This window comes from Tardiphaga sp. 841_E9_N1_2 (assembly GCF_051811065.1).
GTDB lineage: Bacteria > Pseudomonadota > Alphaproteobacteria > Rhizobiales > Xanthobacteraceae > Tardiphaga > Tardiphaga robiniae.
The window spans coordinates 4,612,359-4,624,588 of the sequence record NZ_JBPWQC010000001.1; the positions used below are offsets into that span (position 1 = coordinate 4,612,359).

12 protein-coding genes are annotated in these 12,230 nt (G+C 61.4%); 6 read left to right on the top strand and 6 right to left on the bottom strand.

Features of this window, described 5'->3' with window-relative positions:
- The first annotated feature begins 21 nt into the window (after positions 1-21).
- A complete protein-coding gene (locus AB8A50_RS22200; RefSeq protein ID WP_439078910.1) occupies positions 22-813 on the top strand; it encodes a hypothetical protein in 792 nt (263 codons plus the stop codon).
- Between the two features lie 238 nt (positions 814-1,051).
- On the opposite strand, the gene AB8A50_RS22205 is transcribed toward AB8A50_RS22200, so the two are convergent.
- The gene (locus tag AB8A50_RS22205) at positions 1,052-1,930 is read right to left on the bottom strand and encodes an HpcH/HpaI aldolase/citrate lyase family protein (RefSeq protein ID WP_439078911.1); all 879 of its coding nucleotides are present in this window, start codon (positions 1,928-1,930) and stop codon (positions 1,052-1,054) included.
- Positions 1,931-2,139: 209 nt separating this feature from the next.
- On the opposite strand from AB8A50_RS22205, the gene AB8A50_RS22210 reads away from it, so the two are divergent.
- The gene (locus AB8A50_RS22210; RefSeq protein ID WP_068737916.1) at positions 2,140-2,775 is read left to right on the top strand and encodes a carbonic anhydrase; all 636 of its coding nucleotides are present in this window, start codon (positions 2,140-2,142) and stop codon (positions 2,773-2,775) included.
- Between the two features lie 58 nt (positions 2,776-2,833).
- Here AB8A50_RS22210 and AB8A50_RS22215 read toward each other — a convergent pair whose 3' ends face one another.
- Positions 2,834-3,868 (bottom strand): aspartate-semialdehyde dehydrogenase, encoded by a 1,035-nt coding sequence (locus tag AB8A50_RS22215; protein ID WP_439078912.1) that lies wholly within the window; start codon positions 3,866-3,868, stop codon positions 2,834-2,836.
- A gap of 115 nt (positions 3,869-3,983) precedes the next feature.
- On the opposite strand from AB8A50_RS22215, the gene AB8A50_RS22220 reads away from it, so the two are divergent.
- Both AB8A50_RS22220 and AB8A50_RS22225 read left to right on the top strand, forming a co-directional pair.
- A complete protein-coding gene (locus AB8A50_RS22220; protein ID WP_439078913.1) occupies positions 3,984-4,787 on the top strand; it encodes a hypothetical protein in 804 nt (267 codons plus the stop codon).
- 186 nt (positions 4,788-4,973) lie between these two features.
- Positions 4,974-5,351 carry a hypothetical protein gene (locus AB8A50_RS22225; protein ID WP_089266485.1) on the top strand — a complete coding sequence of 126 codons (378 nt, stop codon included), beginning with the start codon at positions 4,974-4,976 and terminating at the stop codon, positions 5,349-5,351.
- A gap of 224 nt (positions 5,352-5,575) precedes the next feature.
- Here the strand turns inward: AB8A50_RS22225 and leuB are convergent, their stop codons facing one another.
- Entirely contained in the window at positions 5,576-6,688 is a 1,113-nt protein-coding gene (gene leuB / locus AB8A50_RS22230; protein ID WP_439078914.1) for a 3-isopropylmalate dehydrogenase, read from the bottom strand.
- 138 nt (positions 6,689-6,826) lie between these two features.
- Between leuB and AB8A50_RS22235 the strand changes: the two genes are divergently transcribed.
- The gene (locus AB8A50_RS22235; protein WP_439078915.1) at positions 6,827-8,014 is read left to right on the top strand and encodes a YbfB/YjiJ family MFS transporter; all 1,188 of its coding nucleotides are present in this window, start codon (positions 6,827-6,829) and stop codon (positions 8,012-8,014) included.
- Here AB8A50_RS22235 and AB8A50_RS22240 read toward each other — a convergent pair.
- From AB8A50_RS22240 to AB8A50_RS22250, 3 genes are all read right to left on the bottom strand, one after another.
- Positions 8,001-8,783, bottom strand: coding sequence for a molybdopterin-dependent oxidoreductase (locus AB8A50_RS22240; protein ID WP_184512662.1), 783 nt, complete (start codon positions 8,781-8,783; stop codon positions 8,001-8,003). The two genes, AB8A50_RS22235 and AB8A50_RS22240, sit on opposite strands and share 14 nt — an antisense overlap.
- 11 nt (positions 8,784-8,794) lie before the next feature.
- Positions 8,795-9,430, bottom strand: coding sequence for a cytochrome b/b6 domain-containing protein (locus AB8A50_RS22245; RefSeq protein WP_439078916.1), 636 nt, complete (start codon positions 9,428-9,430; stop codon positions 8,795-8,797).
- A 256-nt stretch (positions 9,431-9,686) separates the two neighbouring features.
- Entirely contained in the window at positions 9,687-10,274 is a 588-nt protein-coding gene (locus AB8A50_RS22250; protein ID WP_068737906.1) for a fasciclin domain-containing protein, read from the bottom strand.
- Positions 10,275-10,682: 408 nt separating this feature from the next.
- Between AB8A50_RS22250 and AB8A50_RS22255 the strand changes: the two genes are divergently transcribed.
- Positions 10,683-12,197, top strand: coding sequence for a malonate--CoA ligase (locus AB8A50_RS22255; RefSeq protein ID WP_309941193.1), 1,515 nt, complete (start codon positions 10,683-10,685; stop codon positions 12,195-12,197).
- Positions 12,198-12,230 lie beyond the last annotated feature (33 nt).

A 12,230-nucleotide genomic window follows, 5' to 3' on the forward strand; every position in this document is an offset into this window, starting at 1 on the left:
TCTCACTTCGGAAGGTGACGCGTGATTCCTGACGTCGTCACCTTTTGGGAGGGCCCGCTCGATGCGCTGCGCCGGCTGTGCCTGAGGTCGCAGGTCGAGGCCGGCCACCGCGTCACGCTCTACAGTTTTGCACCGATCACCGATCTGCCGGATGGCGTGAGCAATGCCGATGCGGAAGCCGTGTTGCCGCGGGCTTTCGCCGAGCGGCTGCGCCCATCAGCTCCCGATGGCGCGTGGGTTGGCTGGACCCCACTGCAGTTCAGCGATTTCTTTCGCATCCGGCTGATGGCCGAAGGTCTCGGCCTCTGGCTCGACGCGGATGTGCTGTTGCTGAAGCCCATCGAGATCGATTCCGCAAAACCCTATTTCGCCTGGGAGAAGCGACGTCAGCTCGGCAATTCGGTGCTGTATCTGCCGCCCGACGATCCGATCGTCGCGGCGTTCGAGGCGCTGATCAGGCAGGACGAGTTGACGCCAGACTGGATGTCATTGCGCCATCGCCTCGCTTTCGCATGGCGCAAAGGGCGCGACAGGTCGAAGCGCGCCAGTGATGTGCGCGTCGCGATCTTCGGCCCGGCATCGCTGACGGCGCTCGCGAAGCGCCACGGCTCGCAGCATCACGCGCTGCCGCGGAAGTCATATTATGCGATTCACGCCGAGCCGAAACTGTTCTTCGAGCCATCGAATTTCAAAGCGCTGCTCGATGATCCCGGGATTCTAGGCTTCCACATCTCGCCGAAGGGGCGCGGGAAGGAAGCGCCGATGCCGGGAAGCTTTTATGCGTGGGCGACGGAGCGGGTCGGCGCACGTTAGTATCAGCCTTTGAATCTACAAATTTCGCGCAACGGCCCGCGGTATCCCTCCCCCTTGCGGGGAGGGTCGGCCGAACCTGACGATGCGAAGCATCGTTCAGGTGGAGGCCGGGGTGGGGGTGCCACACGTGAGAGCATCGCCTGTGGCACCCCCACCCGTCGCGCTGCTCGCTGCGCTCGCAACGCGCCACCCTCCCCGCAAGGGGGAGGGTGAAGAAGCGCGTCGTTGCTGACCGGTACTAGCCCCCCATCGCCGCAATCGCGTCCGAGATCGCGATCGTGCGCTTGGCCATGTCCGCATGCAGCCGCTCGACCATCTTGCCGTCGAGCTGAATCGCGCCGCGCTTGGCGTTTTCCGGCTGTTCGAAGGCGGCGATGATGCGGCGGGCCTGGGCGACTTCGTCGTCCGGCGGCGTGAAGACCTTGTTGCAGGCCTCGATCTGGCTCGGATGGATCAGCGTCTTGCCGTCGAAGCCGATGTCGCGGCCCTGTTCGGTTTCGGCGATGAAACCCTCGGTATCGCTGAAATTGCTGTAGGGACCATCGAGAATTTCGAGACCATGCAACCGCGTCGCCAGCACGCAATGCGTGATCATCGGCAACATTGCAGCGCGACCGGGCATCATGCGGATGCGGGTCTCGCGGGCGATGTCGTTGGGGCCGAACACGAAGCCGGCCAGGCGATTTTCGGAATCGCGCGAGGCGGCCGCGAGTTCTTCCGCATGCAGGATGGCGCGCGAGGTCTCGATCATGGCCCAGACCTTGATCGACATGTCGGCGCCAATGTCACTCAGCCGATCGGCAACGGCTGAGAGATCCTCGACGCTGGAAATCTTCGGCACCAGGATGCCATCGGGCTTGGCCTTGCCGGCCATGGTCACGTCGTCGATCCACCACGGCGAATCCAGTGCATTGATGCGGATGATGACCTCGCGCTTGCCGAAGCCGCCGGCATTGAGCGTCTGCGCGATGGCGTCGCGCGCGGTTCCCTTGGCGTCCGGCGCCACGGCGTCTTCGAGATCCAGGATGATGCCGTCAGCGGCCACGGTACGGGCCTTTTCCAGCGCGCGGGGGTTCGAGCCGGGCATGAACAAATGGCTGCGGCGCGGACGGATCATGGCGTCATTTCCCTGTGATTATGGCCTGTTCGTTATTCAGGCATTCGCGATAACATTTCAGCCCGCCGCCCGGAAGGCTTGTTCGCGCTGGCGTCCTATGGTTATCCGTGGGGACCGTATGTTTGAGCGTGATCTCTCGACAAACGAACCCGTTTGTCGGCGAAAACCGGTATCCACTTTTCGGGATCATGCTCCGAACGAGGCAGACCATGACATCATTTCCGAAGCAGCTCATTGCCGGCTACCAGACCTTTACGTCGGAGCGATTGCCGACCGAGCAGTCGCGCTTCCGCGAATTATCGGAAAAGGGCCAATCGCCGGAAGTCATGGTGATCGGCTGCTGCGACTCGCGCGTTTCACCGGAGGTCATCTTCGATGCCTCCCCTGGCGAATTGTTTGTGGTGCGCAACATCGCCAACCTGGTGCCGGTCTATCAGCCCGATGGCGGCGCCCATGGCGTTTCGGCAGCGCTGGAATATGCGGTGCAGGTGTTGAAGGTGAAGCACATCGTCATCCTCGGTCACGCGCAATGCGGCGGCATCCGCGCTTTCGTCGACAATGCGGCGCCGCTGTCGCCGGGTGACTTCATTGGCCGCTGGATGTCGATGTTCATCAAGCCCGACGAAAAGGTCGAGATCCGCGAGCACGAGGCGTTCCAGGATTTCGTCACCCGTATCGAAAAGGCCGCCGTGTTCCGCAGTCTGGAAAACCTGATGACGTTCCCGTTCGTGAGCAGCAAGGTCGAGAGCGGCGAGCTGGAATTGCACGGCGCTTACTTCGGCGTCGCTGTCGGCTCGCTGTCCGTGCTCGATCAGGCCGCGAAAGAGTTTCGGCCGGTGGCGTAAAACAAAAAAGCCGGATGCTGAGCATCCGGCTTTTGATTGCTGGAGATCGAAGGTCCGCTTACGCGGCCTTCTTCTTCGCCGTGATCAGCTTGCGGTTGATCAGGCATTCCGCAATCTGCACGGCGTTGAGCGCCGCGCCCTTGCGCAGGTTGTCCGACACGCACCAAAGAACCAGACCGTTATCGACCGTCGAATCCGTACGGATGCGGCTGATATAGGTGGCGTCTTCGCCGGCGGCCTCATAGGGCGTGACGTAGCCACCGGGCTCGCGCTTGTCGATCACGAGGCAGCCTGGCGCATTACGCAGGATGTCACGGGCTTCATCTTCCGAGATCGGATTCTCGAATTCGATGTTGACCGCTTCCGAGTGGCCGACGAACACCGGCACGCGCACGCAGGTCGCGGACATCTTGATTTTGGGATCAAGAATCTTCTTGGTCTCCATCATCATCTTCCACTCTTCCTTCGTGTAACCGTCTTCCATGAACACGTCGATCTGCGGGATGACGTTGAAGGCGATACGCTTCGGGAATTTGTTATTGACCAGCTCGCTGTTGGTGTAGACGGCCTTGGTCTGCGAGAACAACTCGTCCATCGCATCCTTGCCGGCGCCCGACACCGACTGATAGGTCGAGACGACGACGCGCTTGATGATCGCCTTGTCATGCAGCGGCTTCAGCGCCACCACGAGCTGCGCAGTCGAGCAGTTCGGGTTCGCGATGATGTTCTTCTTGGTGAAGCCATCAACGGCCGAGGCATTCACTTCCGGCACGATCAACGGCACGTCCGGGTCCATGCGCCAGGTCGACGAGTTGTCGATCACGACGGCGCCGGCTGCGCCGATCTTCGGCGACCATTCCTTGGACACGGCTCCGCCGGCCGACATCAGGCAGATATCGACATCGCTGAAGTCATAGGTCGCAAGGTCTTTGCATTTCAGAGTTCTGTCGCCGAAGGAAACCTCAACGCCCATGCTGCGGCGCGACGCGAGCGCCACGACCTCGTCAGCGGGGAATTTACGTTCATCCAGAATGCTGAGCATTTCACGCCCGACATTGCCGGTCGCTCCGACCAGCGCGACTTTATAACCCATCGTTCACTCTCCGAAGAAATATGCTTCACCCCCACATACCGTGGAAAGGGAAGAGCCGCGCTTCTATGCGAGAAACGTCGCAAAGACAACGTCCTAAGCGTGTTTGCGTGTGTTGATGCGTTCAATTTTGGTTTCGCACCACCCAAAGTCGGCAGGTGTCCATCCGGCCCTGCAGAGCTTTGCCGACGAGTGCGGTGCCATCGCCGTGCGTCTGCTCGCCTATATGGGGGTGCTGGCACTGGTTGTCATGGCCGCGGCTACGGTTTTCGACGGACTGGAATTTGACCTCAGCAGCGAACCGGCGGTCAAAGCTGGCTGGAGCGTCGCCAGCCGCTCCCATCCCGCTTTTGCCGTCAGCCAGTTTGATTCATTAGGTAAAACAGCCTCTTACGAGATTTTGAGACACCCCGAAGGCGGCCGCAAGGATGTCTTGCGCTGGGCGTCGCCCGGGGAGCCCCCGGTGGCCGAGTTGGAATTGTATCGTCCTGGTGCCGAGGCTGACCGGGCAGGCCCGCCGGCAGCGGATATCGCGGGGCGCATGGACCCCGGCGGCGTCCGCGACGTGGTGGGCGAGGGCATTATCGACAGCAAATTCGGGCCGGTCGCCCTGATCGGCTTTTCCGACCGGCTGAAGGACAGCAAGCGCTGCCTCGGCTTCATGAAGACGCTGGAGGTGGCCAATCTCAGGATTTCCGGCTGGTCGTGCCAGGGCGACGGCCTGCCGGCGCGGCGGGCGGCCATTGCCTGCACGCTAAACCGGCTGGTGCTGCTCACCGCCGGCAATGAACCCCGACTGCAGGAGGCCTTTGCTCAGGCAGATTTGAAGCGGGCCGGCTGCATCAGCGGCGCGGCGCTGTCAGCCACTTCAGCCGATTGGGTCACGGGTGCCCAGAACCCGCTGCTGCGCGGCAGCTTGTGACCTCTTCGTGATGGGTTGGACCAAGACCTTGGATTACATGCAACATTCGGCCACACCGCGCATTATATCGACGACTGTGGCCGGATAGACCTTGTGGCCGGATACCCCGGCCAGCTAAATTGATCGCAAATCGGATCTGCCGACTCGGCTTTTGAACGCCGATCTTCTGACTGCAATGAGGACCTGATGACCTTGAAATTCCCCGCCGCGAAAACTCTCGCCATGTTGTTCGCGACGGTTGCCGTCATCGCGACCGCCGTTGCCGTCTCGCCGGCCGATGCCGCCACCAAGAAGAAGGTTCGTGTTTCTGACCGTGACGCTGTTTATGGCGCGCGCGGCCCGAACGTGTCCTATCAGCAGGGCCGCACCCGCGTTTATGTGACGCGTCGCTCTTGGCTCGATGCCGGCGTCGAAGTGCTCCCGGGTGACCGCAAGTTCACTGATTATGCCTATCCGCCCGGTTACTCCTTCGCCCGCGACAACAACAACCGTCCGCTGGACCGCCAGCCGCTCAACTCGCAGTGGGATCTCGGCGGTTATCCCGAGCGCTTCCCGCTCTACTGAGCGCAGTGATATATCGATACGAAAATGCCCGGCTCAGCCGGGCATTTTTTGTTTGTGGGGAAGGTCTCTCCGATGTCGTCCCCGCGAAGGCGGGGACCCATACACGCCGAAGATCTAATCGAAGCGCTGTAGCCGCAACTCTGTCGCTTAACCCACGCTCATCGTGGTTATGGGTCCCCGCCTTCGCGGGGACGACAGATCGAGAGGCTTGAGCCTTCGCGCGCTTAAGCGTGCAGCGCCTGCAACTCCTTCAGCAGTGCTTCGCCCATGCCGGATGTGCTCACCACGGTTGACCCTTCCGACTTGATATCCGCTGTCCGCAGACCCTTTGCCAGCACCGCCGCGATGGCCTGGTCGACCTTGTCGGCCAACTCGCCCATCTCCAGCGAATAACGCAGCGCCATGCCGAACGAGGCGATCATCGCCAGCGGATTGGCCATGCCCTTGCCGGCGATATCCGGCGCTGAGCCGTGTACCGGCTCATACATCGCTTTGCGCTTCTTGGTCTTGGCATCGACTTCGCCGAGCGAGGCCGAGGGCAGCATGCCCAGCGACCCGGTCAGCATCGCGGCGATATCCGAGAGCATGTCACCGAACAGGTTATCGGTGACGATGACGTCGAACTGCTTCGGCCACTTCACGAGATTCATGCCGCCAGAATCGGCGAGCTGATGCTCGAGCGTGACGTCCTTGTATTCGCGGCCATGCACCTGGGTGACAACCTCGTTCCAGAGCACGCCCGACTTCATGACGTTACGCTTCTCCATCGACGTCACCTTGTTCTGACGCTTGCGGGCCAGATCGAAAGCGACGCGGGCGATGCGCTCGATTTCATAGGTGTCGTAAACCTGCGTATCGACGGCACGCTTCTGGCCGTTGCCGAGATCGGTGATGGTCTTCGGTTCGCCGAAATAGACGCCGCCTGTGAGCTCGCGCACGATCATGATGTCGAGGCCCTCGACGACCTCACGCTTCAGGCTCGATGATTCCGCCAGCGCGGGATAGCACACGGCTGGGCGCAGATTGGCGAACAGGCCGAGATCCTTGCGCAGGCGCAGCAAGCCGGCCTCGGGGCGATGCTCGTAAGGCACGCTGTCCCACTTCGGGCCGCCGACGGCGCCGAAGATGATGGCATCGGCGGCATCCGCCTTGGCCATTGTGGCATCGGTGATAGGGAGCTTGTCGGCATCATAGGCGGCGCCGCCAACCAGGCCGTTCTCGATCGTGAATTTGGCGATGCCCTGGGCATCGATCCAGTCGATCAGGCGCTTCACCTCGGCCATCACTTCAGGGCCGATGCCGTCGCCGGGGAGAAGCAGCAATTTGTGCGTTGCCATATTCAAGTGCCCTTGCAATCCGTTACTGATTGCCGCGAGTGCTAAGACGTCATTGCGGGAATGGCAAGACAGTGTTGTCGAAGGGATGATTGCGGGTGCCGTGAAACCTGCGACATTGCCGACGCAGCGGAGATCCCCGTGACGTCATCTGTGCCTTCCCCGGCGCGCCCTAACCCGGCGTGGCTGATACTCGTCCTGTCGCTCGCGCCGGCCATCGGGCTCGGCATCGGCCGCTTTGCCTATTCGCTGGTGTTGCCCGATATGCGCGACAGCCTGCAATGGTCCTATTCGGCGGCCGGCTTCATGAATACCGTCAACGCCGCGGGCTATCTCGCCGGCGCACTGGTTGCGGCCGGGCTCGGCAGGCGCTTCGGTCTGATCGCGGTGATTCAGGGCGGTACGCTTGCTTGCATCCTGTCGCTCATCGTTTGCGGCGTCACCGTGGATTTTACGCTGCTCAGCATCGCGCGGCTGGTCACCGGTTTTGGCGCGGCGGTTTCGTTCGTGGCCGGCGGCGCGCTCGCCGCCACCATCGGCCTCGCTTATCCCGAACGGTCGTCCTATCTGCTCAGTCTGTTTTATGCCGGGCCAGGTATGGGTATCCTCCTGTCCGGTCTGATCGCGCCCTTCGTGCTGCAGGGCATTGGTCCGGGCTCCTGGTGGATCGTGTGGTTGGTCCTCGGTCTCGTATCGGTCGTGATCGGGCTGCCGTTGTTGCGCCCGCGCGTCGATGCGGCTGATGACACGTCAACGGACGACAAGGCGCCGCTCGCGATCCGCCCGATGTGGATTTACCTCATTGCCTATTTCATGTTTGGCGCCGGCTATATTGCCTACATGACCTTCATGATTGCCTATGTGCGCGATGGCGGCGGCAGCGCTTTGGCACAAAGCGCGTTCTGGTGCCTGATCGGCGTCAGCTCGTTCGCGTCGCCCTGGCTGTGGCGTAACGTGCTGGCGCGTGGCCAGAGCGGCCGCGCCATGGCAATCATTCTTGGCACCAATGCGGTAGGCGCAGCGATGCCGCTGCTCGGGCATTCGCCTGTGGTGCTCGGCATCTCCGCCGCCATTTTCGGCGTTGCATTCTTCGCGGTGGTTGCGGCAACCACGGCCTTCGTGCGCTTCAACTATCCTCGCGCGGCATGGTCGAAGGCCATCGCGGCGGTGACGATCGTGTTCGGCATCGGCCAGACTCTGGGTCCGATCGCGGTGGGTGCCATTTCGGACGCGACCGGCAGTCTCACATCCGCTCTTGTGGTCTCAGCAGCGACGCTGGTGTTCGGTGCGGTGCTGGCGATGTTCCAGAAACCGATCAGCTTCCGCTGAAATCGTTATAGCCCTGATCTTCCCAATAGCCGCCTTTGTAGTCGTTGGTGACTTCCATCGCGACGACGTATTTCGGATTCTTGAATCCGAGTTTGGTCGGTACGCGGATCTTCATCGGGAAACCATAGGCCCGCGGCAGGAGCTGGTTGTCGAATTTGAAGGTCATCTGCGTCTGCGCATGCATCGCCGTGGGCATATCGAGCGAGCTCGCATAGTCCTCGGCGCAGCGAAAATGAACCCACTTCGCATTGGTGTCCGCGCCGACCAGTTTCAGGAAGTCGCGCAGCGGCGTGCCCTGCCAGGAGCCGATGGCGCTCCAGCCTTCCACGCAGATATGGCGGGTGATCTGCGATACTTCCGGCAGCTTGTGCAGTTCATCCAGCGTCCAGGACCTCTTGTCCTGCACCAGACCGGAGACTTCGAGCTTCCACTCCTTGCCGTCCACATTCGGTGCGTCGTCCTCGGCGTAGAAGGCGTTGAACGGGAACGGACGCTTGATGTCTTTCTCGGAATACGTCGGCGCCAGCGTGTTCGGATTGAAGATTCGGGCCTGAACCATGTCGTTGAACTTGGACATATGCGTCAGGAGGTTCTCGGCCGAGAGACTGTCGCTCACATCGCAGCCGGTGAGCAGCGTTAACGCACCGAAGCTTGCGCCCGACGCGATGAAACGGCGGCGCGACAGGTCGGGCATTAGCTTCGTGGCGTCCTTGACGAGGAGATCCTTGTCGACGCCGGGAATGATGAGGGAGCGAATTTTTCTGATCATGGTCGTGTCCCTCAGCGTCCGATAATCATTGCACGCAAACTCTTCGGCACGATCAGGGCCAGAGCGATATGGATGACGAGGAAGCCGACGATGGCGGCCATCATGAAGAAATGCACATAGCGGGCAGTGTCATAGCCGCCGAACAGCGCAGTAAGATATTGCAGCTGGACGGGCTTCCAGATCGCGAGACCCGACAGCACGATCAGAATGCCGACCACAATGATCCCGGTATAGAGCAGCCTCTGCACCTGATTGTAGGTTGAGAGGTCAGCGTGCGAGAGCTTGCCGGTCAGCGCAGCCTTGGTGTCGTCGAGTACACCCTTCGCCGAGATCGGCAGCAGCTTCTTGCGGAAGCGTCCGGTGACCATGCCAAGAGTGAGATAGACGAGGCCGTTGATCACCAGCAGCCACATGGCGGCGAGGTGCCACATGATGCCGCCGCCGAGCCAACCACCCAGCGTAATGGATGATGAGAATGTGAAATTGAACAGCGGCGAGGCGTTGTAGATCTGCCAGCCCGACATGATCATCAGCACGATCGCGACGGCGTTGATCCAGTGCACGATGCGCACCCAGGCGGGCTGGATGACTTTGGTATTCGTAACCTTGGTTGCGGCGCGGTCGCCGGCGGCTGTGATGCTCGACATAGGCATATCCTGGGCTGAGCAGCGGTTCGATTGGTGCTCGGTGACGCGAGTTATTACCAGCTATACGGCATAACCGGTCGTTCGTTACGGCGGCTCCTGTAACAACCCCGGTCGGGCCGGCTCATATCGATCACAAAAAAGCGAGCCGGGCTGCCCCGGCTCGCTCCTTTTGCGCCCCTCGTTATCCTTCGGGGACGCGCGCGCATCCAGTGGGGACAAGTCAGGATGCGCGAACTTGTTGCACAGAAGCCGGAGATCAGGCTTTCGGCATCAGGACAGTATCGATGACGTGAATCACGCCGTTTGACTGGTTGACGTCGGCGATGGTCACGGTTGAGGAGCCGCCTTTGGCGTCGACGATCATCACCTTGCCGCCCGAAGCCTTCACGGTCAGCTCTTCGCCTTCCACGGTCTTCAGCTTCTGGCCGTCCTTGAGGTCGGCGGCGTTCAGTTTGCCGGGGACCACATGGTAGGTCAGGATCTTGGTCAGGGTAGCCTTGCTCTCAGGCTTCACCAGCGTGTCGACGGTACCGGCCGGCAGTTTGCCGAAGGCGGCGTTCGTCGGTGCGAACACCGTGAACGGGCCCTTACTGGAGAGGGTATCGACCAGGCCGGCGGCCTTCACGGCGGCGACCAGCGTGGTGTGATCCTTCGAGTTGACGGCGTTCTCGACGATGTTCTTCGACGGATACATCGGCGCGCCGCCGACCATCACGGTCTTTTCGCCCGACATTTCGCTCTTCATCATCTTCTTGTCTTCGGCCTGTGCGGGGGCAAGCACGGCGCCAGTGATGGCGAGGGTGCTGAATGCGACGGCCGACAGAAGTGCAATGCGCTTGGACATGGATCGTCTCCCGAGTGATGTAAGTGACCAGCGATCTTGCTGGTGCGATGAATGGCATCAACCGCGGCAATCCCCTGGAGGCCAGATTGCGCCGTCGATGCCCGAGTTACGCGAGGTCTCGGGACCAGTTTCAGGCTATATTTTTCGGCGCCGTTGAAACTTTTGCGGGCGCATCCCGTTCGCGCGAGGCAACAACGCGTTCGATGCATCGCGTTTGATACAATCACGCGCGGAAACCGCGGCAGGATGACGCGACCCAGGCGGCCGATCCACCAGATATGGGGGCGATCCCCATGGGGCATGCGTTGCCTAGATATAGCCATTCTTGCTAAGGAACGGGACAAATGACGCGATCGTCAGGCTAGCTGCACCGGTCGCTCCCGCACTCCTGCACCGCGTGACCTTGCCATGAACGCCAACCTGTTTTCTCGCCTGTTCGACAAACTCGACGATGCCTCGCGTCTCGCGATCGAGACGCCCGAGGGCAAGCACATCAGCTATGGCGATCTGATCGCGCTAGCGGGCCAGATGGCCAACGTGCTGGTGGCTCGCGGCGTCAAGCCGGGCGACCGTGTCGCGGCGCAGACCGAGAAGTCGGTGCCCGGTCTGGTGCTGTATCTGGCGACCGTGCGCGCCGGCGCGGTCTATCTGCCGCTCAACACCGCCTATACGCTGAACGAGCTCGATTACTTCATTACCGACGCCGAACCGTCGCTGGTGGTGTGCGATCCCTCCAAGGCTGAAGGCTTCGCCGCCATTGCGGCCAAGGTCGGTGCGAAGGTCGAGACGCTGGGCGCCGACGGCAAGGGTTCGCTGACCGATGCGGCAGCGAAAGAGAAGCCGGACTTCAGCACGGTCGAGCGCAAGAACGAAGATCTCGCCGCGATCCTCTATACGTCGGGCACCACCGGCCGCTCCAAGGGCGCGATGCTGAGCCACGACAATCTGGCGTCGAACTCGCTGAGCCTCGTTGAATACTGGCGTTTCACCAAGGACGACGTGCTGATCCACGCCCTGCCAATCTATCACACGCATGGTCTGTTCGTGGCGAGCAATGTGACGCTGTTTGCGCGCGCGTCGATGATCTTCCTGCCCAAGCTCGATCCGGAACTCATCATCAAGCTGATGGCCCGCGCCACCGTGCTGATGGGCGTGCCGACTTTCTACACGCGTATCCTGCAGTCGCCGAACCTGACGAAAGAGACTTGCAGCCACATGCGGCTGTTCATCTCCGGCTCCGCGCCGCTGCTGGCCGATACGCATCGCGAATGGTTCGCGCGCACCGGCCACGCCGTGCTGGAGCGCTACGGCATGACCGAAACCAACATGAACACGTCTAACCCTTATGACGGCGAGCGCGTGCCCGGTGCGGTCGGTTTCCCGCTGCCCGGCGTCTCCGTGCGCGTCACCGATCCGGAGACGGCCAAAGAACTCGCGCGCGACACCATCGGCATGATCGAGGTGAAAGGACCGAATGTGTTCCAGGGCTATTGGCGAATGCCGGAGAAGACCAAGGCGGAATTTCGCGACGACGGTTTCTTCATCACCGGCGACCTCGGCAAGATCGACGCCAAGGGTTATGTGCACATTCTCGGCCGCGGCAAGGATCTGGTGATCTCGGGCGGTTTCAATGTCTATCCGAAGGAAATCGAGAGCGAGATCGACGCCATGCCGGGCGTAATCGAAAGCGCCGTGATCGGCGTACCGCATGCAGATTTCGGCGAGGGCGTCACCGCCGTGGTCGTGAGCGACAAGAAGACCGCGATCGACGAGGCCTCCGTGCTCAAGGCGCTGGATGGCCAGATCGCCAAGTTCAAGATGCCGAAGCGCGTGATCTTCGTCGACGATCTGCCGCGTAACACCATGGGCAAGGTGCAGAAGAACGTACTGCGCGATAGCTACAAGGATATCTACGCGAAGTAAGCCCCTGCACGGTCCCTCATGGTGAGGAGGCGC